Consider the following 24,116-nt stretch of genomic DNA (forward strand, 5'->3'; position numbering starts at 1 on the left):
CGATGCAGAAGATCCCCTTCAAGGAACGCCCGGACTGGCGGCAGACCGCAGAAAAGCTCGGCTTCATGTTCCATACCATCGATGGCGAAGCCTATTGGGACGAGAGCGCCTACTACCAGTTCAGCCTCAAGCAGATCGAAAACGACCTTGAGGACCCGACCACCGAGATCCATGAAATGTGCATGGACCTGGCGAACAAGGTGGCGCGCAGCGAAGAGTTGCTGGAACGCCTGAGCATCCCGCCGGCGTTTCACGACCTGGTGTGCAACTCCTGGCTCGAAGGCCACCCGCACCTGTACGGCCGCCTGGACTTTTCCTATGCCGGCACGGGACCGGCCAAGCTGCTGGAGCTGAACTACGACACCCCCACCAGCCTCTATGAAACCGCCGCGTTCCAGTGGGGCTGGCTGGAGCAGAATATCGAACGTGGCCTGCTGCCGCGGCATGCCGACCAGTTCAACAGCATCGACACCCGCCTGCACCAGGCCTTCGCCCAGCTGGGGATCAAGCGCCCGTTCTACTTCGCCTCGATGAAAGAGTCGGTGGAAGACAAGGCCACCACCGACTACCTGCGGCTGGTGGCGGAACAGGTCGGCATCGAATCGCGCCATATCGACATCGAAGACATCGGCCTCAACGCCGAAGGACGCTTCGTCGACCTGGAAGAACGCTGGATCCCGCACCTGTTCAAGCTGCATGCCTGGGAGTTCATCTTCCACGAACCCTTCGGCGCCGCCATCGCCCAGTGCGACACGCAGTTCTTCGAGCCGGCCTGGAAGGCGATCATCTCCAACAAGGGCATCCTGCCGCTGCTTTGGGAGTTCAACCAGGGCCACCCGAACCTGCTGGAAAGCTACCTCGACCCGCACCCCAACAGTGCGGTGCCCAAGGGCTGGGTGCGCAAGCCGTTCTTCTCCCGCGAGGGGGCCAATATCGAACTGCGCACCGCCGACGATCAGGTGGTCAAGGAAGACGGGCCTTACACCGACGCGCCCTTTATCCTCCAGGCCCTGGCCCCGCTGCCGCGTTTTGATGACAGCTACACCCTGATCGGCTCCTGGGTGATTGGCGACCAGGCCGCTGGCATTGGCGTGCGTGAAGACAACAGCCTGATCACCAAGGACTCCAGCCGCTTCCTGCCGCACCTGATTCTCGACTGACGCAACTCGCCCTTGGCCTTCCCTGCTCCGTCCGGAGCAGGCATTCCAGCCAGGAATGCATCCCAGTCGAAACATGAATTTCATTTATCCGAATAGGGCATTTAAGGTAAGCAGCACCTGAACCCAAGGAGCTGCACATGCCCAACTCGCCCAATCCGTCCGTGGACAAGTTCGACGCCTCGCGCGCCGATGAATACGCCCAACAGAGCCGCATCGCCCTGGCTGGTTACGACGCCTGCCATGACCTGCTGGCGTGCATGCTGGCGGCGCATCTGGGATCCGGGCAGCCGGCGCGGATCCTGGTGGTGGGGGCTGGCGGCACCGCTCAGGAGATTCTGGCTTGCGCGGCGCTGGAGCCGTTGTGGCAGTTCTGTGCCGTGGACCCGTCGGCGGCGATGCTCGAACTTGCCGTCAGCCAACTCCAGGCCCGTGACTTGCTGGAACGCACCGACGTGCACCTGGGCACCCTCGACGACTTGGCCCAGGGCGAAGCCTATGACGCCGCGACGCTGGTCGGGGTCCTCCATCACCTGCCGGGTGAAGCCGCGAAACAGAAGATCCTCGCCCAGCTCGCTCAGCGCCTGAAACCGGGGGCGCCGTTGATTGTGGCCGGCAACCAGCAACCCTACGCCAGCCAGCCCCTGCTGCTCGCGGCCTGGGGCCAGCGCTGGCGGCAACAGGGGGCCAGCGCCGAGCAGGTGCAGGCCAAGCTTGGCAAAATCCTCCAGGGTGCCGACCCACCAGCCTCGGAAGCGGCCATCGCGCAACTGCTGGCTGACGCCGGCTTCGGTGCGCCGACGCGGTTTTTCTCGAGCCTGTTCTGGGGCGCCTGGCTGGCCGAACGCAACGTCGACTGATCAGCCGAGCGCGCCCTTGTAACCCAGGTTCCAGGAAATCCTCAGGGCCGCCCGGCGCACAGCTTCAACATAAGGCGCGGGCGGCACCCGGGGAATGTGCTGCAAGGTGCCGACCAGCGCCAGGGTTCCGGTCAGCTCATGGGTGGCGCCAAAGATCGGCGCCGCCAGGGCGCAGATGCCCAGGGTCTCTTCCTCGATGGCCAGCGCATAGCCCCGGGCCCGGGCTTCGTGCACCTGGCGCTGGAGCTCGGCGACCTCCACCACCGTGTGCTCGGTAAAGCGCTGCAACGGCGCGCCATGGACCAACTGCGCCAGCAACTTGTCCGAGTGCGCCAGTGCCAGCTTGCCCTGAGCATTGCAGTGCATGGACAACTCGGTGCCCGGGCGCACGCCGATCTCCAGCGACGCCTTGCCCAGGCTGGTGGTGACCACCGTCAGGCGCCCGCCCTCGAGCACCGACAGCACCACCGACAGCCCCAGCTCCTCGCGCAAATCACGCATTGCATCGGCCGAGGCACTCAGCAGATCGATGCCCGAGGCCGCTGCCTGACCCAGGACATAGGCGCGAATCCCCAGGCGGTAGCGCGAAGTCGCCGGGTTCTGGCTCAAGTAACCGCGTTCCACCAGGGTTTTCAGGTGCCGGAACACCGAGCCCTTGGTGGTGGACAGCTTCAGCGCCAGCTCACTGACGCCGATCTCGCCCGATGCCGCAGCGACCTGCTCCAGCACGTCCAGCGCCAATTGCACGGAGCGCACTCCGCCCTTGCCTGTTTCGTCGCTCATTACCGCTCCCTGAAAAAGTCTTGTGGTGGCCCTTGCTGGCAAGTTTCCTGCAACCTGATTCGTTTCGCCAGGCGGTACGCACGTTTCTTGATCTCGGTTATTTCTCACGCCACAGGCTGAAAAGCAAGAGATTGCCGGCCAAGCCCGCGAACGGTTAAAGCGAACGCCTAACCTGGGCAGGTGCAACGCGGCCAGCCAATGAAATAAGCCATTGATCTGATTGAAAAAGCCAAAACCCGGCTGCAACCGCTATCAAAGAAAACCAAAAAAATGCTCACTCAGAGAAACGGTATTTTCCTGTAAGAAATAAAATATCGTTTGACGCTCAGTATAAATCCTCGTAAATATGAAACCACGTCACGCATACGCTTACGATTCATGCACGAGGAACAGATTATGACGGCGCTCGATTCAGCCCTTGCCCGCAAGGACATCGCCCACCACCTGCACCCCCAGACCAACCTGCGGCTGCACGAACAGGTCGGCCCCCTGGTCATGGAGCGTGGCGAGGGGATCTACGTATTCGATACCCAAGGCCAACGCTTTATCGAAGGCATGTCGGGCCTGTGGTGCGCGACCCTGGGTTTCAGCCAGCCGCGCCTGGCCCAGGCCGCCTACCAGCAGTTATTGACCCTGCCCTATCAGCAGACCTTCGCCCACCGCACCACCCAACCGGTGATTGACCTGGCCACCGCGCTGATCGAACGGGCGCCCTCGACCTTGAGCAAAGTGATCTTCCAGAGCTCGGGCTCGGAAGCCATCGACAGCGCGATCAAGCTGGTGCGCTATTACCACACGGCCATCGGCCAGCCGCAGAAGCACAGGCTGATCGCCCGCCAGCGCGGCTACCACGGCACCACGCTGGCCGCCGCCAGCCTCACCGGCCTGCCGAACATGCATAAAGGCTGGGGCGACCCGCTGGCCGATGTGATCCACGTGCGCTGCCCGCACCTGTATCGCCAGGGCCAGCCCGGGGAGAGCGAAGAAGCCTTCAGCACGCGCCTGGCCGCCGAGCTGGAACAGACCATCCTCGAGCACGGCCCGGAAACCATCGGCGCGTTCTTCGCCGAACCGGTGATGGGCACCGGGGGCGTCATCGTCCCGCCCACCGGTTACTTCGCCAAAATCCAGGCCGTGCTGCGCAAGTACGACATCCTGCTGGTGGCCGACGAGGTGATCTGCGGCTTCGGCCGTACCGGGCACTATTGGGGCTCCCAGGCCATGGGCCTGAAACCGGACATGCTGACCTGCGCCAAGGGCCTGTCGGCGGCCTTCCAACCCATTTCTGCTTTACTGATCAGCGACACGATCTACCAAGCCATTGCCGACCAGAGCAACGTCCTGGGCGGCTTCGGCCATGGCTACACCTACGGCGGCCACCCGGTGGCGGCGGCGGTGGCCCTGGAAACCCTGGCCCTGTACGACGAGCTGGACATCCTGGGCAATGTCGCCGCCGTGGCGCCGCGGTTCCAGGCGGGCGTCCGGGCCTTTGCCGACCATCCGTTGATCGGTGAAGCCCGCGGCATCGGCCTGATGGCGGCCCTGGAGTTCGTCGCCGACAAGGACAGCCGCGAACCCTTCCCCGCGCACCTCAAAGTCGCGGCCCGGGTCGCCGAAGCCCTGCAACGGCGCGGTGTGTTGCTGCGAGCCCTGGGCGACACCCTGGTCATGGCGCCACCGCTGATCATCGACGCGGCCCAGGTCGAGGTCATCCTCACGGCCGTCGCCGAGTCCCTGGACGAGGTGTACACGGAGCTGGCGCAATGAGCGCCGCGCCCCTGCTCAAAGAACCCATCAGACAACGAGCCGAGCCCATGAACGCAGCGTCCCCCCAGGCCTCGACGGCAGCCCCCGCAACGGGTGATACGGCCCTGGTGCGCTTTGAAAACGTGCACAAGACCTACGACGAGCGCAGCTGGGTGGTCAACGACCTGAACCTGCAGATTGCCCAGGGCGAATTCCTCTCGCTGCTGGGCCCCAGCGGCTCGGGCAAGACCACCACGCTGATGATGCTGGCCGGCTTCGACGCACCGGATCGCGGGCGGATCCTCATGGATGGCCAGGACATCAGCCGACTACCGGCCTACAAGCGCGACATGGGCGTGGTGTTCCAGAGTTACGCCCTGTTTCCGCACATGACCGTGGAACAGAACGTGGCCTTCCCCCTCAACCTGCGCAATGTTCCGGCCGCAGAACGCACCCAGCGCGTCGGCGAAGCCCTGGAGCTGGCGCAACTGGGCGGTTTTGCCTCGCGCAGCCCGGCTCAGTTGTCGGGCGGGCAGCAGCAACGGGTGGCGCTGGCCAGGGCCCTGGTCTATCGCCCGCGCATGTTGCTGATGGACGAACCCCTGGGCGCCCTGGACAAGGCCCTGCGCGAACGCATGCAACTGGAGCTCAAGAGCATCCATCGCCAGCTCGGCATCACCTTTGTCTACGTCACCCATGACCAGGACGAAGCCATGACCCTGTCCGACCGGGTCGCGGTGTTCCATGAAGGCAAAATCGCCCAGATCGACAGGCCGGAAGCGATCTACAACCGCCCCAGCAGCCGTTTCGTGGCCAACTTCCTGGGTGAGACCAACCTCCTCGAGGGCCGGATCAGCCACCTGGGCAACGGCAGCGCGGGTATCCGCCTCAAGGAAGACGGCTCGCTGCACGAAGTGCCGTGCGCCAGCGCGACCCTGGCGGTCGGCGACCCGGCTGCCCTGGCGATTCGCCCGGAAAACGTGCGCCTGGCCAACCCCGGCGAACCGGCCCTGCACGCGCAGTTGGTGGACAGCATCTTCCACGGCGCCCATTGCAGCCTGCACCTGGTCCTGCCCAGCGGCGCACCGCTGATGCTCAAGCTCAACCCTGGCAGCCTGCAGCGCGCCCTGCCTCTCCCGGGCGAGCGCGTAGGGCTGGCGCTGCCTCGGGAGCACGCACTGATCCTGCCCTGAAACACCGGCCTTGCATAACAACAAACAGCTGCATCACGCCTTTCTATTGCTGCCACAAGAACGATTAAAAACCAGCTCTGGAGTCAAATCATGTTCAACCGCAGATCGCTTTTCACCTGTTCCACCCTGCTTTGCCTCGGCCTGGTCTCAGCCGCCGCACAGGCCCGCGACCTGACCGTGGTGTCCTGGGGCGGCAGCTACCAGGACGTGCAACGGCAGATCTTTTTTGCGCCCTACGCCAAGGCCTCGGGCAACAAGGTCCAGGAAGACTCCTGGGACAGCGGCATCGGCATCCTGCGGACCAAGGCCGAAGGCCCGGACAGCGGCTGGGACGTGGTCCAGGTCGAGGGCGAAGACCTGCAACTGGGGTGCAGCGAGGACCTGTTCCTGCCCCTGGACTTTGCGCGCATCGGCGGCAAGGACACCTACATCCCCTCGGCGATCAGCGAGTGCGGGGTCGGCGCCGCGGTCTACAACTTCGTCCTGGGTTATGACAAATCGAAACTGGCCGGCACACCCCAGGGCTGGGGCGACTTCTTCGACCTGAAGAAGTACCCGGGCAAACGCGCACTGCGCCAGGGCCCCAAGGGCAATCTGGAAATCGCCCTGATGGCCGACGGCGTGCCGGTGGCCGAGGTCTACAAAGTGCTCAACACCCCGGCCGGGGTCAGCCGCGCCTTCGCCAAGCTGGACCAGATCAAGGATCAGTTGCTGTTCTGGAAATCCGGCGGCCAGCCCATGCAGCTGCTGGCCTCCGGTGAAGTGGCGATGACCACCTCGTACAACGGCCGGGTGACCAATGCCATCAACCAGGATCACAAGCCCTTTGGCCTGGTGTGGAACCAGTCGCTGCAGACCATGGACAGCTGGGTGATCCTGCGCAATTCGCCGAACCCGGAAGCCGCCTACGGCCTGCTCAAGGAAATGGGCAACCCCGACCAGCAAAAGCTCTGGCCGGCCCTGCAACCGACCGGTATTACCACGATCAAGGGCATCGCCCAGGTTGACCCCAAGGTCCTCGCGGACATGCCCAGCGCGCCGCAGAACAGCGCCAACGTGCTGCAGATCGACGACAAGTTCTGGGTCGACCGGGTCGATGAGTTGAATGCCAAGTGGACCGCCTGGTCGGCCAAGTAACTATCCGAGGCCTCGAGATGACCACCTTCGCTGTTGCACTGCCGGTCGTGGCACGCAGAAATCATCGCGCGCTGTGGCGCGCCTATGCCCTGCTCGCGCCCCTGGTGCTGTTTTTACTGCTGACCTTCGTCGGCCCGATCGCCACTCTGCTGTGGCGGGGCGTGGCCGACAGCGAGCTGCCCGACGCACTGCCGCAAACCGCCCTGGCGCTCAAGCAATGGGATGGCCGCTCGGCGCCTGATGAGCGCCTGCTGCGCTCGTTCAGTGCCGACCTGCAACAGGTGTCGGCCAAGGACCTGGCGGGGCTCGCCCGCCGTCTGTCCTATGAGGCACCGCAGTTGCGCGCCATGCTCGCCACCGCCAAGCGCGGCGCCGCCAGCCTGGATGGCAGCGCCCAGGGGTTCGCGGCCCTCGACCCGCGCTGGCTGGAAAACGAAACCTGGCAAAGCTTCAAACGCGCCAGCGGACCAGTCGGCAGCTACCACTTGCTGTCAGCGCTGGACCTCAAGCACGACTACAACCAGGGCATCGTCGGCAAGGGTGAAGAAGGGCTGTACCGCTCGATACTGCTGCGCACCTTCGCCATTGCCGCGGCCACCACGCTGATCTGCGTGCTGCTGGCGTTCCCGCTGTGCGCCTACCTCGACCGGCGCACGCCGCGCACGCGCAACCTGTTGCTGCTGTTGATCCTGCTGCCGTTCTGGACCTCGATTCTGGTGCGAACCACAGCCTGGATGGTGCTGTTGCAGGACCAGGGCGTGGTCAATACCTCGTTGCTGTACCTGGGGTTGATCGATAGCCCGCTGCGCCTGCTGTACAACCGCTTCGGGGTGATCCTGGCGCTGGTCCACGTGATGCTGCCGTTCATGGTGTTTCCGTTGCTGGCAGCCATGCAGTCGAGCAACCGGCTGCTGGTCCAGGCCGCTTATTCCATGGGCGCACGGCCGTTGTTCACCTTCTTCCGGGTGTACCTGCCCCAGGTCCTGCCGGGCCTGGCGGCGGGGGCGCTGATGGTGTTTATCGTGACCCTGGGCTTTTACATCACCCCGGCGCTGATCGGCGGCCCCGGCGACCAGATGATCAGCTACTACATCGCCCAATTCACCACTGGCACCTTGAACTGGGGCCTGGCGTCCGCACTGGGCATCGTCCTGCTGACGGTCACCACCCTGCTCTATCTGATCCAGGCCCGGCTCGCCCGTGGCCGCTCCCAGGGGAGACACTGATGGTCAAGAACCCTAACGCCGGCGCCCTGAGCGTGTTCGGCTTTTTCAGCCTGTCCCTGAGCGGCTGGCTGGTGCTGGCTTTCCTGGTGCTGCCGATCCTGATCGTGCTGCCCCTGTCGTTCAGCGACAGCCGCTATATGTCGCTGCCCATCAGCGGCCTGACCCTGCATTGGTACGAGGCGTTCTTCGGTTCCAGCCAATGGCTGGGGGCGTTGTTCAACAGCTTTGCCATCGCCTGCCTCAGCACCTTGCTCGCGGTGGTGCTCGGCGGCCTCGCGGCCCTCGGGCTGAGCCATGAACGGCTGCCGGGGCGCCGGTTTATCGAGGTGCTATTGATTGCGCCGATGATCGTGCCGGCCGTGATTGTCGGGGTCGGGATGTACTTCGTGTTTGCCAGCCTGGGCCTGACCCGGACCTTTACCGGCCTGGTCCTGGCCCACACCACCCTGGCCGTGCCCTTCGTGGTGATCAACGTCGGCTCGGCACTGGTCGGGCTCAACCAGCGCCTGCTCTGGGCAGCGGCCAGCATGGGCGCAACACCCTGGATCTGCTTGCGCAAGATCACCCTGCCACTGATTGCGCCCGGGCTGATTTCCGGCGGGTTGTTCGCCTTCGCCACGTCCCTGGATGAGGTGGTGGTCACCCTGTTCCTGGCCGGCCCCGACCAGCGCACCCTGCCCCGGGAAATGTTCACCACGGCCCGCGAATCCCTGAGCCCGGTGTTGCTGGCGGCGGCGACCATCATGGTGCTGTTCGCCACCTTGCTGCTGATGCTGTCGCGGCGCCTGAGTCAACCCGCAAAAGACCCCGCCTGAAGCCCGACACATGTTCCAGGCTCGGTCTGTAGGAGCCTGGAACCTCGGGCCTAGCGCGCCGGTTTGCGGGTGTAGGTCGCGGCGTGCAGGCGTTCGCTGATTTCTGCGGCGGCGGCCTGCAATTCCTTGAGCATATTGGCCGGGGGCGGCACCGGGATCGCCGAGCTGGGGCCGACGATGCCAATGGTGCCGACAATCACGTCATTCTCGCGAAACAACGGACAGCACAGGGCATTGATGCCGACGGTGATTTCGCCGTCGGCATCGTCGTACAGCCGCTCGCGGATCAGCGCCAGGCGCTCGGCAAGCGCTTCGGGGTCGCACATGGTGTTCTCGGTCAGGCGCGGCATCTTGCGCCGCATCACCCGCTGCTGGGTCGCCGCATCGGAAAACGCCAGCACCGTGCGGCCCTGGGCCGAGCAGTAGGGCAAGACGCGGTTGCCCGGCTTGACCGAGATGCACACATTGGCCTTGGACTCCACGCAGGACACCACCAGCGCCGAATCATGGGTGGCCACCGCCAGCAGCGCACTCTGCCCGGTGTTGTCACGGATCCGGGTCAGGTAAGGGTCGGCCAGGGCCCGCAGGTCGAACTGCTCGCTGGCGGCCTCGCCGTAGGCCACCAGGCGTGAACCCAGGAGGTATTTTTCAGTGCTGGGGTCCTGCTCCAGAATCCCCAGTTGGCGCATCGAGGCCAGGTGGCGATAGGTGCGCGGCTTGGCGGTCTGCAACAGCTGCGCCAGTTCGGTCACACCCAGCGGACGCCGGGCAGCGGTCAGTTCGTCGAGCAGGCGGAACACCATTTCCACCGACTCCAGCAGCACCGGGCCACTGCTGGTGCCTTCCTTGCCATCCTTATCTTCTGCCTTCACTGTTCACCTCTATTTGTATCGCATGGGGGACAGGAACCCCGTTCCTGCGCCGCTCTTCGCCGAAAAAGCATTTCGCTATTCTTGCCGATTGTATCGCCTGAAGAAACAGCTGATTGCACAACGCACAACACCCGGAGCGCGGCTTCCCTGGGGAAAACGCGCTCCGGGTGTGACCTGGCCGACGCCGTCGATTCAGACTTTGAGTGCCCTGCCCCCTGGCGCCAGCCGTGCCCCGCCTCGTAACTGCGGCACGGCGAACATGCTCACCGCCCCCAGCAGGGTAATGGCCGCCAACACATACAGGCCGTATTCCAGGTGCCCGGTGCTGTCCTTGACCCAGCCCATCATGAACGGGCTGGCATAACCGCCGAGGTTGCCGACGGTGGCGATCAGGGCGATCCCCGCCGCAGCGGCGGTGCCGGTCAGCAAGACCCCGGGCAGCGCCCACAGCACGCAGAACGCCGACAAACCACCGGCCATCGCCAGGCTCAACCCGGCCAGGGACAGGTAGGCGTTGTCATGGAACAACCCGCTGAAGATCAGTCCGCAGGCCGACGCCACCACGCACAGGGTGCCGTGCCAGCGCCGTTCGCGGGTCTTGTCCGAATGCTTGCTGACCACAATCATGCACACCGAGGCCACGGCAAACGGAATCGCCGCGATCAGGCCGGTATCGAACAGGCTCTGCACCCCCAGGTTCCTGACGATCTGCGGCATCCAGAACGACACGCCGTAGGTGCCGCAGAGCAAGCTGAAGTTGGTGACGATCAGGCACCAGATGCCCTTGTTGACGAAGGCCGCGCGAAAACGGTGGTCGGCCCCCTGGCCCTGGTTGCGCTGGCGCTCTTCACGCAATTGCTCCTGGACCCGCAGGTTTTGCGCCGGGCTCAGCCACTTGACCTGGCCGGGCCCGTTATCCAGGTAGAAAAACACCACAAACCCCAGGATCACCGCCGGCAAGCCCTCCAGCAAAAACAGCCATTGCCAGCCGGCCAGCCCCAGGTCGCCGGCAAAGTTCTGCATGATCCAGCCCGACAGCGGGCTGCCCAGCACCCCGGCCATGGCAATACCCAGATTGAAATAGGCCATGCCCTGGGAGCGCGCACAGGACGGGAACCAGTAGGTCATGTACAGCACCACCCCGGGGTAGAACCCGGCCTCGGCCATGCCCAGCAAAAAGCGCAGCACGTAGAAGGCGGTGGGGGTCTGGATAAACATCATGGAGATCGACAGCAGCCCCCACACCACCATGATCCGTGCGATCCAGAACCGTGCACCGAGCTTTTGCAGGAGCATGTTGCTGGGGATCTCGCACAGGCAGTAGCCGATGAAAAACACCCCGGCGCCAAAGCCGAACGCCAGGTCGCTGAGGCCGATGTCGGCGGCCATCTGCAACTTGGCGAACCCCACATTGACCCGGTCGAGAAACGCCACCACGTACAACACAAACAGAAACGGCAGGATGCGCCAGGCAATCCTGTTGTACAGCCGCCAGTCGGGCTCGTTGTCGAAGGTGCTGCGCGAAAGTAGGTTCATCGAGGCTCTCTTTATTGTTGTTGTAGAGAATCGCTGCCGCGCCCCGGCATCCCGGGGAATCAGGCGGCCGGGCGCTGCAGGATAAAGTCGGCGCAGCGCTCGCCGATCATGATGCTCGGCGCATTGGTGTTGCCGCTGACGATGCTCGGCATCACCGAGGCATCGGCGACCCGCAGGCCGTCGATGCCGCGCACCCGCAGATCGGCAGCGACCACCGCCTGCGCGTCGCTGCCCATCTTGCAAGTGCCTGCCGGGTGGAACACGGTCTTGGCCACGCTGCGCACATAGTCGGCGTAGTCCTGCTCCGGCAAATCGTCGCGATCGGCCAGCAGCAACGGGCCGCTGAGCAGGCGCGCCAGGGCCGGCGCGCGCATGATCTTCTGCGCCAGCCTGACCCCGGCAATCAGGGTCAGCATGTCATCCGGGTCGCTGAGGTAATTGGCCCGCAGTGACACCGGGTCGAACGGATCGCGGCTGCGCAACAGCAGCCGGCCCCGGGATTTTGGGCGCAGCGCACAGGGGTTGACCGAGATGCCGTGGCCCGCCGGCGGCAAGCGATCGACATCCCCGACCAGGGCCGGCACCACGTGGTATTGCACATCGGGCCGGCCACAGCCACGGGTGTCGACGAAGCCGCCGCTCTCCACTACGTTGGACGCCAGCAGGCCCTGGCGCCGGGTCAGGTACTGCCAGCCGTGATTCAGCGCCTTGAGCCCTTTGTCATGGCCCAGCAGGCTGATGGGCTCACGGGTCTGGCCGTAGACCGAGGCGCTCAAGTGGTCCTGGAAGTTGCGCCCCACGCCGTCCAGGTCGAGCACCGGCGAGATGCCCATGTCGTGCAAATGCTGCAACGGACCGATGCCCGACAGCAGGAGGATTTTCGGCGAGGCAATGGCCCCGGCACTGAGGATGACCTCTGCGTTGCAGGCAAAACGCTGCAAGGCGCCCGCCTGGCTGCGGGCTTCGACGCCCACCACGCGTCGCCCCTCCAGCAGCAGGCGGGTGACGTGCATCCCGGTCAGCACCTTGAGCAGCGGGCTGTGGCGCACCCCGCGCAAATAGGTCGCGGCGGAACTGGCCCGGCGCCCGTCGGCGGTGGTGGTCTGATAGAACCCCACCCCCTCCTGCCGCGCCCCATTGAAATCCTGGCTCAGCGGCACCCCGGCCTGCTGCGCGGCGCTGACGAACGCCTCGCTCAAGGGGTGGCGATGGCGCGGGTCGCTGACCTTCAAGGGCCCGCCCTGGCCGTGCAACTCGCCGCCCAGTCGGGCATTGGCCTCGGAGCGGCGAAACACCGGCAACACATCCTGCCAGCCCCAACCCGGGCACCCGGCGTCGCGCCACTGCTCATAGTCCTCGGCCTGGCCACGGATATAGATCATCGCGTTGACCGAGCTGCCACCGCCCAGGGTTCGCCCCTGGGGAATGTAGACCTGACGTCCGTTGACGAAGGGCTCGGCCTCGGTCTTGTACATCCAGGTGCGGCACGTGCCGTGGACCCGGACAAAGGTCCCCGGGATGTGGATGTACGGATGGTTGTCCGCCGGGCCGGCCTCCAGCAACAGCACGCGCTTGCCGGCCTGCACCAGCCGGGCCGCCAGCGCGCAACCGGCCGAGCCCGCGCCGATGACGATAAAGTCATGGGTGTCCATGGCAACACTCCTGATACGTCGCGAACGGCCTCAGCCGACCTGGCTGACGAACTTGGTGGTCAGGTAGGCGTCCAGGCCTTCGCTGCCGCCCTCGCTGCCATAACCACTGTCCTTGATCCCGCCGAAGGGGGTTTCCGGCGCGGCGATGCCGAAGTGGTTGATCGAGACCATGCCGCTTTGCAGCTCGTCGGCAAGCAGGGTGGCGCGGGCGATCGAGCGGGTGAAGGCAAAGGCTGCAAGGCCGAAGGGCAAGGCGTTGGCCTGGTCGATCACCTGTTGCAGGTCATCGAACGGCACGATCGAGGCAATTGGGCCAAAGGGTTCTTCGTGCATCACCCGGGCGTTGTCCGGCACATCCGTCAAGACCGTGGGCGCAAAGTAGAAACCCGGCGCCTCGGACGGGTGCCCACCTGCGGCCAGGGTTGCGCCCACGGCCAGGGCATCGTCGACATAGGCCTGCATTGCCGCCACCCGACGCGGATTGGCCAGGGGCCCCATCTGGGTGTCGGCCAGGTTGCCGGCGCCCACCCTCAAGGCCGCGCCAGCCTTGCTGAAGGCGCTGACAAACTGCGGATAGACACTGCGCTGGACAAAAAAGCGGGTCGGCGAGGCGCAGATCTGCCCGGCATTGCGGAACTTCAAGCCGGCGCCCAAGGCCGCCACGGCCTCGACATCCACGTCGTCGCAGACAATGAACGGCGCATGCCCGCCCAGCTCCAGGGTGCAACGCTTGAGCTGCTGCCCGGCCAGGGCACCGAGGGCACGCCCCACCGGCACCGAACCGGTGAAAGAGATCTTGCGGATCACCGGCGAGTGGATCAGGTACTCGGAAATCTGCGCCGGCACCCCAAACACCAGGTTCAACACCCCGGGCGGCACCCCGGCATCCTGGAACGCCCGGCACAGTTCGATACAGGACGAAGGGGTTTCTTCCGGCCCCTTGGCAATGATCGAGCACCCGGCAGCCAGGGCACCGGCAATCTTGCGCACCAGTTGGCTGACCGGGAAATTCCACGGACTGAAGGCCGCCACCGGGCCGATCGGCTCGCGCAGCACGATCTGCCGGGCACCGCGCTGGCGCGGCGGAATCACCCGCCCATAGGCCCGGCGCCCTTCTTCGGCGTACCAGTCGATATGGTCGCCGGCACCAAAGGCCTCCATCTGTGCTTCGGCCAGGGGCTTGCCTTGTTCCAGGGTGATCAGTTCGGCAATGGCCTGGGAGCGCTCGCGCACCAGATCGGCGGCCCGGCGCAGGATTTTCGAACGCTCATAGGCCGATGTCTTGCGCCAGACCTCAAAGCCCCTGGCGGCTGCGGCCAGGGCCAGGTCGAGGTCCGCCGGGCTGGCGAAACCCAGGCTGGCGATCTGCTCGCCCGTGGCCGGGTTGAACACGGCCCCTTGTTGTTCATGGCTGCCGCTGGACCAGTGGCCGTCGATCAGGATGGATTGGATAACACGCATCGTGGCTCCTCGCGCTGCTGGAAAGGTTTCGCCTTGTATTCTTCTGTGCGAAACATTGTTTTTTTGAATGACACAATCCTAGGGCGCAGCTTTTGCCCCTGTCAAGTCATTGCATTGGGCTTTAAAAGTTATTGGCGGGCAGTTGACGGGGCTGGTTTTTCGGGAGTAGCTTTTATCGACAGAAGAAACACTATTCTTCAGAAAGAAACAAAAACAAAATCGGACAGCCCGCCTGCGCTGCCCCGAAGACTGAGGAGATGCACCATGAACCTGGCCCAGGCCCTGCTGCACAACTGGAATGACCTGCCCCGCGAAACCGTGCGCAAGGGGGTCGAGCGTGTCGGCTTTCGCGGCGACGACACCCTTTGCGTAATGAATTGGCTGACCCCGGGGATGGACGTGTTCCCCCACAGCCACACCTTCGAGCAACTGGTGATCATCGTGCAGGGCCGGGTGCGTTTTCACCTGGGTGACGAAGTGATCGAAGGCGGCCCGGGCAGCATGCTGCGCATCCCGCCCCACGTGGTGCACTACGCCGAGCCCCTGGGCGACGAGGTGGTGATGAACCTCGACGTGTTCTCGCCATTGCGCGACGACTACCAGCACCTGGTGGAGTATCAGGCGGCGGAATTCAGCGCCCCTGAGCCCCGTGAGTCCGGTGCCCTATGAGCAGCCTGACCTGGCGTCAGCGGTTGCTCGACGGCGAGCCGTTACTGAGCAGTTTCATCAAGACCCCGGCCCATGCCGGCATTGAGATTGCCGGGGGCGCCGGCCTCGATGCGGTGGTGCTGGACGCCGAGCATGCGGCCTTCACCGGCAGCAGCCTGGACATCGCCTTGCTGGCCTGCCGGGCCGCGGCGGTCGCCGGTCTGGTGCGCGTACCCGACAGCCGTCCGGGGACCCTGCTCCAGGCCTTGGACCTGGGCGCCGCCGGGCTGGTGTTGCCGCACATCACCCAGGCCGACCAGGCCCGGGAAATCGTCGCCGCCACCCGCTACCGGGACGGCAATCGCGGTTTTTCCAACTCGCCCCGCGCCGGTGGTTACGGCGCCCTGCCCCTGGCCCGGCACGTGGACTTTCACGACGGTCGCGCCGCGCTGATCTGCCAGATCGAGGACGCCAGTGCCCTGTCGCAGTTGGAGCAGATTGCCGCTGTCGACGGGGTGGACTGCCTGTTTGTCGGGCGCGCCGACCTGGCGGTGTCCCTGCGCCGTTTCGACCTCGACCATCCGGAGGTGGAACAGGCGACCCTGCACACCCTGCAGGTGGCGCGGCGTGCCGGCAAGGCCGCCGGGCTGTTCGTCGCCGACCTCAAAGACGTCCCGCGCTACGCCGCCCACGGCGCGAGCTTTTTCATCCTCGGCTCGGACCAGGCCGTACTGCGCACCGGCTGGACCGCGCAGGCCCAGGCCTTTCGCCCGTTATTCGCACGCTGAACACAGCCCCCTTACCCACAGGTGCCCCGATCATGAACGCCACCCTCAAGCCCCTCGACAACCCTGAACGCGAAGCCCGGATCGACAGCCTGGTACGCGGTGCCATCGACCTGCATTGCCACAGCGGCCCCTCGGTGATGCCCCGCTACTGCGACCATATCGAAGCCATGCAGGAAGCCTCCGCCGCCGGCCTCAAGGCCGTGCTGCTCAAGGACCACTACTACTCCTGCACGCCCGTCACCAGCCTGCTGAACAAACACTTCAGCGAGCTGAATGTGCAGATGCTGTCCGGCGTGCCACTGAACAACTCGGTGGGCGGGCTGAATATCCACGCGGTGGAACACGGCCTGAAACTCGGCGCCAAGCTGGTTTGGATGCCGACCTTTTCCTCGGCCAACCACATTGCCCACCATCACCAGGACGTGAAGTTCGTCGACAAATTCCCCCAGACCACCCAGCGCATGCTGCAGCCGATCCCGCTCACGGTGCTGGACGACGACGGCAAGCTGCGCGAAGAGGTCAAAGGCATCCTCGACCTGATCGCCGCCGAAGACGTGGTGCTGTCTGCCGGGCACCTGAATATCCGGGAAATCTGGCCGCTGTTCGAGGAGGCACGCAAGCGCGGGGTCAAGCGCCTGTTGGTCAACCACCCGACCTACGTGGTCGACGCGACCCTGGACGACATGCGCCAACTGGCCAGCGAGGGCGTGTACATGGAGCACTCCATGTGCATGTGGGTGCCCGGGTCGAAGTTCAAATTCTACGACGGTGAGTTTCTGGCCCAGGTGATCGAGGCCGGCACCGTGGACCTGACCATCCTCGGCTCGGACCTCGGCCAGCAGGGCAACCCGAAAATCGTCGACGGCTTTCGCAGCGTGATCGCCAGCGTCCTCGACCTGGGCTACAGCGACGACGACGTGCGCAAGATGACCTCCCTCAACGCCGCCCGCCTGATGAACATCTGAGCCGGACTTTCGAGGAGCGAACATGAGCCGTCTGACGACGCACATCGGGGCCCTGGCCCTGAAGAACCCGGTGATCTGTGGCGCCGGGGAACACACCATGAATGCGGCGGCGATCAAGCGTGCCCTGGCCACCGGGGCCGGGGCGGTGATCGCCAAGTCGACCAACGAATCGACCGCCGCCAAGCAGCAACTGGACAAGACCGACTACACCTTGCTCGATGCCCAGTGGAATCGCCTGCCGTGGAATTTCCAGCCGCCTCCCGAGGCCAGCCTGTTCGGCCGCTCGGGCCTGGTCCAGCGAGACTTCGACGGCTGGCTGGATGAACTGGCCGGGCTCGATCAACAGGCCCGCCAGCAGGACGCCTATGTCATCCCGAGCCTGATCCTCGGCGACCTGGAACGCTGCGCGCAGTTTGCCGTGCAGATCGAACAGGCCGGCCTGCGCGCCCTGGAGCTGAACATCGGTGCACCCCACGGCGAAGAAGCCGCCAAAGGCGCGATTGTCCTGGAGCGGGGCAGCGCGCGGATCGAGCAGATCGTCGCCAGGATCCGCCAGGCCACGCGCCTGCCGCTGTGGATCAAGCTCACCGGGCAAAGCGAAGACGTGGTCGGCCTGGCCGAGGCTGCGCGCCGCGGCGGTGCCGACAGCGTGGTGATGATGGGGCGCTTCATGGGCTTCATTCCGGACCTGGACAGCCAGCGTCCCCTGCTCGGCACCTCGGCCGCGATCGGTGGCAGCTGGGCCCTGCCGCTGACCGCACGCTGGCTGATGCTGACCCGCCAGCGACTGGGCCGCGACTTCCCGCTGATCGCCACCAATGGCGCCCGCAGCGGCCTGGACGTGGCGCGTTTTCTGCTGGCCGGCGCCTGTGCCACCGAGCTGACCTCGGCGGTGTTCACCGGCGGCTACGACGTGTTGCGCCGGGCCATCGACGAACTCGACGCCTACCTGACCCGCCACGGCTGCAGCGCCGGCGAGCTGCTGGGGCGCGCGGCCGATCAGGTGCAAAGCTATCAGCAGCAGGACGACCGACCGGACTATTGGCAGGGTTTCGCCCCGAGCACCGACTGAACGCCTTCATCCAATCAGGAGCAACGACATGCCATCCCACCTGCCCGCCTGCCAGCGCTGGCACTGGTTGTCACCCGAGGCGGCGCGGCAGTTGCGCGGCACGCTCACCGTGGACCGCTGCGGGCAGCGGGCCGGGCCGCGCTCGCGGTGGCGGCGCATCGCCCATGAGATCGTCGAGTCCTGGCGACTGATGCTGGTGTGAACCCGCGCCAATCGGCAATTGACAAACCCGGTGCCAGCTTTTAAAAATGTACGCCTGATTAACGAGTGTGTATTCATGTCCCCAGCCTGCAACCCCCATTTCTGCGCCATTGGCTTGACTGCCAAGGCCGGGGTTCGCCTGGCTTGCACCTCTAAATCGAAGAAACAGTCGCTCATGTGACCGGGGCGCTGTGTCCCGTCAGATGAGCTGACCGGATACGAGCGCTACGCACACCCTGCCCTTGCTTGATTCCCCTCTACTCTTCTGGCGGCGACCCAACGGTCAACCATCAGGAGAACACGCATGTCATCGTTTCAAGGAATCTGGGTCCCCATCGTCACGCCCTTCAACCAGGGCGCCATCGATTTTGTCGCGCTGCGCCGCCTGACCCTGCACCTGCTGCGCAGCGGCGTCGCCGGGCTGGTGGTGTGCGGCACCACCGGCGAGGCGGCGGCCTTGAGCAAGACCGAGCAACTGGCGGTGCTCGACGCGGTGCTGGAACTGGCGCCCGGGCATCAGGTGATGATGGGCCTGGCGGGCAATAACCTGGCGGATCTGCTGCACCAGCAACAGCAGATCCTGCAACGCCCGGTCGCCGGCCTGCTGGTGCCGGCGCCCTACTACATCCGCCCGTCCCAGGCCGCGCTGCACACCTTCTTCAGCACCGTGGCCGACGCCAGCAGCGTGCCGATCATTCTCTACGACATTCCCTATCGCACCGGCGTGACCCTGCACCAGGACACGCTGCTGGCGATCGTCAAGCACCCACGGATCGTGGCGATCAAGGACTGTGGCGGCAACCTGCAGACCACCCTGGCGCTGCTGGCCAGCGGCGATGTCGACCTGCTGTGCGGCGAAGACCCGCAGATCTTCAGCGCACTGTGCCTGGGGGCCACCGGGGCCATCGCCGCGTCGGCGCATATTCACCCGGAGCTGTTCGTGCAGCTGCATCAACAGGTGGCTGACAGTCGGCTGGCTGAAGCCCGGGAGACGTTTTTCCGCTTGCTGCCGCTGATCCAGAACCTGTTCGTCGAGCCCAACCCGGCGCCGGTCAAAAGCGCCCTGGCGTTGCAGGGCCTGATCAATGACGAACTGCGAGCGCCCATGCACAACAGCAGCGCCGACACCGTTCTGCAACTGCGCGAGCGGCTCGCGGCGCTGCAGAACGCCGGGGCAAAACCGGGAGCGGCGAACACGCCGCACCTTCCATCGCCCGAGCAGCGATAGGCCTTGATTCACGGCGAGAATCGCCAGCATGCTGCCGCTGGTTTTTCCTCGCCGAGATCTCGCCCGCCATGACCTCAAGCCACGTGCCCGCCGCAACCGATAGCGATGTCTACAAGACCCTGCTGGAATCGACCCAGGCCATTCCCTGGCGCATCGATTGGCAGACCATGACCTTCAGCTACATCGGCCCGCAGATCGAACGCCTGCTGGGCTGGCCCCAGGGCAGCTGGGTCGGGGTCAATGACTGGGTGGAGCGCATGCACCCGGACGATCGCGACTATGTGGTGGAGTTCTGCGTGTCTCAATCCCGCGCCGGGGTCGACCACGAAGCCGATTACCGGGCCCTGACCCAGAGCGGCGACTATGTGTGGATCCGCGACGTGGTGCATGTGGTGCGCAAGGACGGCGAAGTCGAGGCGCTGGTGGGGTTTATGTTCGACATCAGCGAGCGCAAGAAAACCGAAGAGCATCTGCTGCGATTGCAGAAGCAGCTCGAAGAATATTCCTTCCAGGACGGCCTGACCGGGATCGCCAATCGGCGCATGTTCGACACCGTGCTGGAACGTGAATGGGCCAGTGCCCAGCGCAGCCAACTGCCGCTGAGCCTGATCATTCTCGATATCGATTACTTCAAGCAGTACAACGACCACTACGGCCATATCCAGGGCGACGACTGCCTGCGCCGCGTGGCCCAGACCCTGGCCCTGGCGACCAACCGCCCGCGGGATTTCGTGGCGCGTATCGGCGGTGAGGAGTTTGTCTGGCTGCTGCCGGAAACCGACGCCCTGGCGGCGCAACGGGTGGCCGATAAATGCCTGCACCTGGTGCGCCAGCAACAGATCCCGCACGCCGCCTCCAGCGTCAGCGACCTGCTGAGCCTGAGCCTTGGCGTCGGCACCACCCTCGCCGCCCCGGACACCTCGGCCCTGGACTTCGTCGAACAGGTCGACCGCCTGCTGTACCAGGCCAAGGATCAGGGGCGCATGGGCGCGGTATACGCCGCATTTGGCAAGTAGCACCGGATGCCGGTTGCCTTGGTGATGTCGGCGTCTGTTCCGGCCAGCGGCATTGGGCTGAATGATGCCCTGTAGCCGCTGCCGAGCCCGCGAGGCTGCGCTGGCCCGGATGGCCAACGCGATTCACTCAGGGTAATTCGGCGCCTGTTATGGACAGCGCTGCGTCGCGGGGCTCGGCAGCGGCTACGGCGGGATCAGCGTTCGTGCATGGCTTCTGCGCGAGACTTGATGATGGGCTTGAGCAGGTAGCTCAGGATGCTTTTCTTGCCGGTGATGATGTCAACCGACGCAACCATGCCCGGGATGATCAGCAACGGCTTTTCATCGGTGCCCAGGTGGCTGCGGTCGGTGCGCAGTTTGATGATGTAGAAGGTGTTCTTCTTATCTTCATCCTGCACGGTGTCGGCACCAATCTGCTCCAGCTTGCCCTTGAGGCCACCGTAGATGGTGTAGTCGTAGGCGGTGAACTTGATCATCGCTTCCTGGCCCGGATGCAGGAAGGCGATGTCTTGCGGGCGGATCTTGGCTTCCACCAGCAGGGTGTCGTCCAACGGCACCACTTCGGCAATATCGCTGCCGGGCTGAATCACCCCGCCCACGGTGTTGACCAGCATCTGCTTGACGATGCCACGCACCGGCGAGGACACCATGGTCCGGCTGACGCGGTCTTCCAGGCCCTTGGAGGTGGCCTGGGCCTTGCTCAGGTTGGTGCGCGCCTCATTCAACTGCGCCAGGGCTTCACTGCGGAACTTGCCGCGGGTTTCGTCGATCTTGCGCTGTACTTCATTGATCGCGGCCTGGGCACGGGGAATGGCCAGGGTGGTGCCATCGAGCATGCCGCGGGTTTCCACCTCGGACCGCTTGAGACGCAGCACTTCCACCGGCGAAATCGCGCCCTGCTGCACCAGGGGTTCGGACATGCCGATTTCCTGACGCAGCAAGTTCAAGCTGTTGCGGTATTGCTCCTGCTTGGAACCGAACTCGCGCAACTCCTGCTGACGCTGCACCAGTTGCTGCTGCAGGCCGCCGATTTCATCCGACAGTTGCTGGCGTCGGCTCTGGTACAGCGACTCTTCGTTGGACACCTGATTAGGCACGGCTTTGCGTGCAGCCTCGGTGATGTTCAGCGGGCGGTTGTCGATTTCTGCGCTGAGGCGCTCGACCCGCAGCTCCATGGCCACCCGGTCGGCTTCGGTTTCACCGACGTTGGAGGCAAAGCGCGTGTCGTCCAGGCGCACCAGGGGGGCACCGGCCTCGACGATCTGCCCTTCGTGCACGTAGATCTGGGCGACGATGCCGCCTTCCAGGTTCTGGATTTTCTGGATCCGCGACGAGGGGATGGCCTTGCCTTCGCCCTTGGTGACTTCGTCGATAATCGCAAAGTGCGCCCACAGCAGCAGGAACACGAAGAAGCCGATCACCCCCCAGATGGTCAGGCGCACGATGCGTGGTGCATCGTCGATCAGGGCCTTTTCGACCTCGGGTAACGGCTGATCGTCAAGCGCGTCGCCGCCCTTGAAGTAACCGAGGATTGCATCCTTGAAGCGGCCTGGGCCTGATTTAAGCAACACTGATCTGCCCCTTTTTCAGCGCTTCCATGACGGCGGCTTTCGGGCCGTCCGCGAGTATCTGGCCACGGTCGATCACCAGCAGGCGATCCACCAGGCTCAACAGCGAGGCACGGTGGGTCACCAGAATCACCGTCTTGTTTTCGATCACGGCCTGCAGCCGCTGCTTGAGACGCTCTTCGCCGGTGTTGTCCATGGCGCTGGTCGGCTCATCGAGCAACAGGATCGGCGGGTTGAGCAGCAGCGCACGGGCCAGGGCCACGTTCTGCCGCTGGCCACCGGAAAGGTTCTGTCCGCGTTCACCGACCTGCAGTTCATAACCCTGCGGATGCAACCGGGCGAACTCATGGACGCCGGCCAGCTCTGCGGCCTGCAGGACCATTTCGTCATCCACGTAACGCGCACCCGACACCAGGTTGTCGCGCAGGGTACCGGCCAGCAGCTGGATGTCCTGGGCCACATAGCCAATGTTATGACGCAGCTCGCTGACATCGATCTGGCGGATGTCCACGCCGTCCACCAGCAACGAACCCGAGTCCGGCTGGTACAGGCCGACCAGCAACTTGGCCAGCGAGCTCTTGCCCGAACCACTGCGGCCGATGATGCCGATCTTTTCCCCCGGCCGAACGTTGAGGTTGACCCCACGCAGGGCCAGGGTCTGCTGGTTCGGGTAGGTGAAATCGACCGCGCGGAACTCCATCGCACCTTGCAGCACCTGGCGGCTGAGGGGGCGCTCGTCGAAGTTGCGCTCTTGCGGCAACTCCATCATCTGGTCGACCGAGACCATGGTCACTTTGGCTTGCTGGTAACGGGTCAACAGGCCCGACAGCTGGGCCAGCGGCCCCAGGGCGCGACCGCTGAGCATGTAGCAGGCCACCAGGCCGCCCATGCTGAGGGTGCCGTCAATAATCTGGTACACGCCGAAGATGATCATCGCCACGCCGGCCAGCTGCTGAATCAGCAGGGTGATGTTCATGGCCAGGCCCGACAGAACTTTGACTCGCAGCTCCAGGCGACTGAGGGTGCCAATGGTCTGTTCCCACTGGTACTGGCGCTCGCTCTCGGCGTTGTTGACCTTTACCGCATCCAGCCCGGCGAGGGTTTCAATCAGGCTCGACTGCCGCTCGGCGCCCAGGGCCATGGTCCGCTCCAGGGTCGCGGTCAACGGCTTTTGCAGCAGGTGGCCAATACCCAGGGCCAGCGGGAAGGCGACGATCGGGATCCACACCAGGTGGCCACCGAGCAGCGCGATCACCAGCAGGATGATCAGGGTAAAGGGCAAGTCGATCAGGCTGGCCAGGGTCAGCGAGGTCAGGAAGTCGCGCATCCCCTGGAACTCATGGATGTTCTGCGCGAAGCTGCCGACCCGCGCCGGACGCACTTTCATGGCCATGCCGACGATGCGCTCGAACAGCGTCGCCGAAATGATCAGATCGGTCTTTTTACCGGCCAGGTCCAGGCACAGGCTGCGCAGGCCCTTGAGCAGCAGGTCGAACAGGTAGGCCCCGCAGATACCAATGGCCAGCACCCACAGGGTGGCAGTGGCCTGGTTCGGCACCACGCGGTCATACACGTTCATCACGAACAGTGGCGCCGCCAGGGCAATCAGGTTGATCACCAGGCTCGCCGCGATGGCGTCGGCATACAGCCAACGCGAGCGCTTGAGGGTTTCACGAAACCAGGAATGGGCACGCGGGATCAGCGTGCCGTTGGTAACGTCAAATTTATGTTGCGGTTGGGCGAAGAAAACCCGACCGCTGTAATCTTGACTCAGCAATTCGCGGTCAACCCGCACTTCGCCGCCGTCGCTTTCGCTGAGCAGCAGACGCGCGGTGTCGCCTTCCCAGCCGAGCAATACCGCACACCGCCCTTCCTTAAGCAGGAGCATGGCTGGCAGCGCGATGGAAGGGATCTGCTCCAGCTTGCGCTGCAGCAGGCGCCCCTGCAGGCCGGCCCGAGCCGCTGCGCGGGGCAGCAACTCGGCGCCCAGGCGCTGGGCGGCCAAGGGCAAGCCGGTGGTGAGCATCGCCCGACTGGCGGGCTTGTGATGCAGCGAACAGAGTGTCAACAAGCCGTCGAGCAATGGATCATCATGCTGACTGCGCGGGTCATGGGTAAGTTGCACCGAACCTATTTCAGAATCCAAGCTGACACTCTCTTAACGCTTAAGCAGGTGAATGGCCCAACTCCGT

General features: G+C 64.7%; 21 protein-coding genes. 14 read left to right on the top strand and 7 right to left on the bottom strand.

Annotation, left to right across the window (positions count from 1 at the left end; all coding sequences use genetic code 11):
- Nucleotides 1-2: 2 nt before the first annotated feature.
- The gene (locus ACOZJV_RS05375; protein WP_078471324.1) at nucleotides 3-1,160 is read left to right on the top strand and encodes a glutathionylspermidine synthase family protein; all 1,158 of its coding nucleotides are present in this window, start codon (nucleotides 3-5) and stop codon (nucleotides 1,158-1,160) included.
- A 137-nt stretch (nucleotides 1,161-1,297) separates the two neighbouring features.
- A complete protein-coding gene (locus ACOZJV_RS05380; protein WP_421547027.1) occupies nucleotides 1,298-2,017 on the top strand; it encodes a class I SAM-dependent methyltransferase in 720 nt (239 codons plus the stop codon).
- On the opposite strand, the gene ACOZJV_RS05385 is transcribed toward ACOZJV_RS05380, so the two are convergent.
- On the bottom strand, nucleotides 2,018-2,800 hold the full coding sequence (locus ACOZJV_RS05385; protein WP_020296126.1) for an IclR family transcriptional regulator: 783 nt from the start codon (nucleotides 2,798-2,800) through the stop codon (nucleotides 2,018-2,020).
- A 396-nt stretch (nucleotides 2,801-3,196) separates the two neighbouring features.
- Here ACOZJV_RS05385 and ACOZJV_RS05390 point away from each other — a divergent pair, with 396 nt between their 5' ends.
- From ACOZJV_RS05390 to ACOZJV_RS05410, 5 genes are all read left to right on the top strand, one after another.
- Complete coding sequence (locus tag ACOZJV_RS05390) at nucleotides 3,197-4,567, top strand: aminotransferase (protein WP_421547028.1); 1,371 nt, start codon at nucleotides 3,197-3,199, stop codon at nucleotides 4,565-4,567.
- Nucleotides 4,568-4,614: 47 nt separating this feature from the next.
- Complete coding sequence (locus ACOZJV_RS05395) at nucleotides 4,615-5,739, top strand: ABC transporter ATP-binding protein (protein ID WP_020296128.1); 1,125 nt, start codon at nucleotides 4,615-4,617, stop codon at nucleotides 5,737-5,739.
- A 90-nt stretch (nucleotides 5,740-5,829) separates the two neighbouring features.
- A complete protein-coding gene (locus tag ACOZJV_RS05400) occupies nucleotides 5,830-6,876 on the top strand; it encodes an ABC transporter substrate-binding protein (protein ID WP_078471328.1) in 1,047 nt (348 codons plus the stop codon).
- Nucleotides 6,877-6,893: 17 nt separating this feature from the next.
- Complete coding sequence (locus ACOZJV_RS05405) at nucleotides 6,894-8,102, top strand: ABC transporter permease (RefSeq protein WP_421547029.1); 1,209 nt, start codon at nucleotides 6,894-6,896, stop codon at nucleotides 8,100-8,102.
- Nucleotides 8,102-8,917 carry an ABC transporter permease gene (locus tag ACOZJV_RS05410; RefSeq protein WP_078471329.1) on the top strand — a complete coding sequence of 272 codons (816 nt, stop codon included), beginning with the start codon at nucleotides 8,102-8,104 and terminating at the stop codon, nucleotides 8,915-8,917. Before ACOZJV_RS05405 ends, ACOZJV_RS05410 begins: the two co-directional genes overlap by 1 nt.
- A gap of 50 nt (nucleotides 8,918-8,967) precedes the next feature.
- On the opposite strand, the gene ACOZJV_RS05415 is transcribed toward ACOZJV_RS05410, so the two are convergent.
- The 4 genes from ACOZJV_RS05415 to ACOZJV_RS05430 form a co-directional block, all read right to left on the bottom strand.
- Entirely contained in the window at nucleotides 8,968-9,789 is an 822-nt protein-coding gene (locus ACOZJV_RS05415) for an IclR family transcriptional regulator (RefSeq protein WP_078471330.1), read from the bottom strand.
- A 192-nt stretch (nucleotides 9,790-9,981) separates the two neighbouring features.
- On the bottom strand, nucleotides 9,982-11,325 hold the full coding sequence (locus ACOZJV_RS05420) for an MFS transporter (protein ID WP_421547030.1): 1,344 nt from the start codon (nucleotides 11,323-11,325) through the stop codon (nucleotides 9,982-9,984).
- 59 nt (nucleotides 11,326-11,384) lie between these two features.
- Nucleotides 11,385-12,977: a GMC family oxidoreductase gene (locus ACOZJV_RS05425; RefSeq protein WP_421547031.1), complete on the bottom strand. Its 1,593-nt coding sequence runs from the start codon at nucleotides 12,975-12,977 to the stop codon at nucleotides 11,385-11,387.
- Between the two features lie 30 nt (nucleotides 12,978-13,007).
- Nucleotides 13,008-14,438 carry an NAD-dependent succinate-semialdehyde dehydrogenase gene (locus ACOZJV_RS05430; RefSeq protein WP_421547032.1) on the bottom strand — a complete coding sequence of 477 codons (1,431 nt, stop codon included), beginning with the start codon at nucleotides 14,436-14,438 and terminating at the stop codon, nucleotides 13,008-13,010.
- Nucleotides 14,439-14,702: 264 nt separating this feature from the next.
- Here ACOZJV_RS05430 and ACOZJV_RS05435 point away from each other — a divergent pair, with 264 nt between their 5' ends.
- The 7 genes from ACOZJV_RS05435 (at nucleotide 14,703) to ACOZJV_RS05465 (ending at nucleotide 20,356) form a co-directional block, all read left to right on the top strand.
- Nucleotides 14,703-15,107, top strand: a complete 405-nt coding sequence (locus ACOZJV_RS05435; protein WP_421547033.1) for a cupin domain-containing protein — start codon at nucleotides 14,703-14,705, stop codon at nucleotides 15,105-15,107.
- Nucleotides 15,104-15,874, top strand: coding sequence for an HpcH/HpaI aldolase family protein (locus ACOZJV_RS05440; protein WP_421547034.1), 771 nt, complete (start codon nucleotides 15,104-15,106; stop codon nucleotides 15,872-15,874). The genes ACOZJV_RS05435 and ACOZJV_RS05440 overlap by 4 nt, the downstream gene beginning before the upstream one ends.
- Nucleotides 15,875-15,906: 32 nt before the next feature.
- The gene (locus ACOZJV_RS05445; protein ID WP_201130705.1) at nucleotides 15,907-16,839 is read left to right on the top strand and encodes a DUF6282 family protein; all 933 of its coding nucleotides are present in this window, start codon (nucleotides 15,907-15,909) and stop codon (nucleotides 16,837-16,839) included.
- Nucleotides 16,840-16,861: 22 nt separating this feature from the next.
- A complete protein-coding gene (locus ACOZJV_RS05450) occupies nucleotides 16,862-17,911 on the top strand; it encodes a dihydroorotate dehydrogenase (protein ID WP_421547035.1) in 1,050 nt (349 codons plus the stop codon).
- A 28-nt stretch (nucleotides 17,912-17,939) separates the two neighbouring features.
- The gene (locus ACOZJV_RS05455; RefSeq protein WP_421547036.1) at nucleotides 17,940-18,113 is read left to right on the top strand and encodes a hypothetical protein; all 174 of its coding nucleotides are present in this window, start codon (nucleotides 17,940-17,942) and stop codon (nucleotides 18,111-18,113) included.
- Nucleotides 18,114-18,416: 303 nt separating this feature from the next.
- Nucleotides 18,417-19,340: a 4-hydroxy-tetrahydrodipicolinate synthase gene (dapA, locus tag ACOZJV_RS05460; protein ID WP_421547037.1), complete on the top strand. Its 924-nt coding sequence runs from the start codon at nucleotides 18,417-18,419 to the stop codon at nucleotides 19,338-19,340.
- A 68-nt stretch (nucleotides 19,341-19,408) separates the two neighbouring features.
- Nucleotides 19,409-20,356, top strand: a complete 948-nt coding sequence (locus ACOZJV_RS05465; protein ID WP_201130702.1) for a sensor domain-containing diguanylate cyclase — start codon at nucleotides 19,409-19,411, stop codon at nucleotides 20,354-20,356.
- Nucleotides 20,357-20,550: 194 nt separating this feature from the next.
- Here the strand turns inward: ACOZJV_RS05465 and ACOZJV_RS05470 are convergent, their stop codons facing one another.
- Both ACOZJV_RS05470 and ACOZJV_RS05475 read right to left on the bottom strand, forming a co-directional pair.
- A complete protein-coding gene (locus ACOZJV_RS05470) occupies nucleotides 20,551-21,927 on the bottom strand; it encodes an HlyD family type I secretion periplasmic adaptor subunit (protein ID WP_078471340.1) in 1,377 nt (458 codons plus the stop codon).
- On the bottom strand, nucleotides 21,917-24,070 hold the full coding sequence (locus ACOZJV_RS05475) for a type I secretion system permease/ATPase (protein ID WP_078471341.1): 2,154 nt from the start codon (nucleotides 24,068-24,070) through the stop codon (nucleotides 21,917-21,919). Before ACOZJV_RS05475 ends, ACOZJV_RS05470 begins: the two co-directional genes overlap by 11 nt.
- Nucleotides 24,071-24,116: the final 46 nt, after the last annotated feature.

The sequence above is a fragment of the Pseudomonas sp. QD4 genome, from assembly GCF_049199125.1.
In the GTDB taxonomy this organism is placed as follows: domain Bacteria; phylum Pseudomonadota; class Gammaproteobacteria; order Pseudomonadales; family Pseudomonadaceae; genus Aquipseudomonas.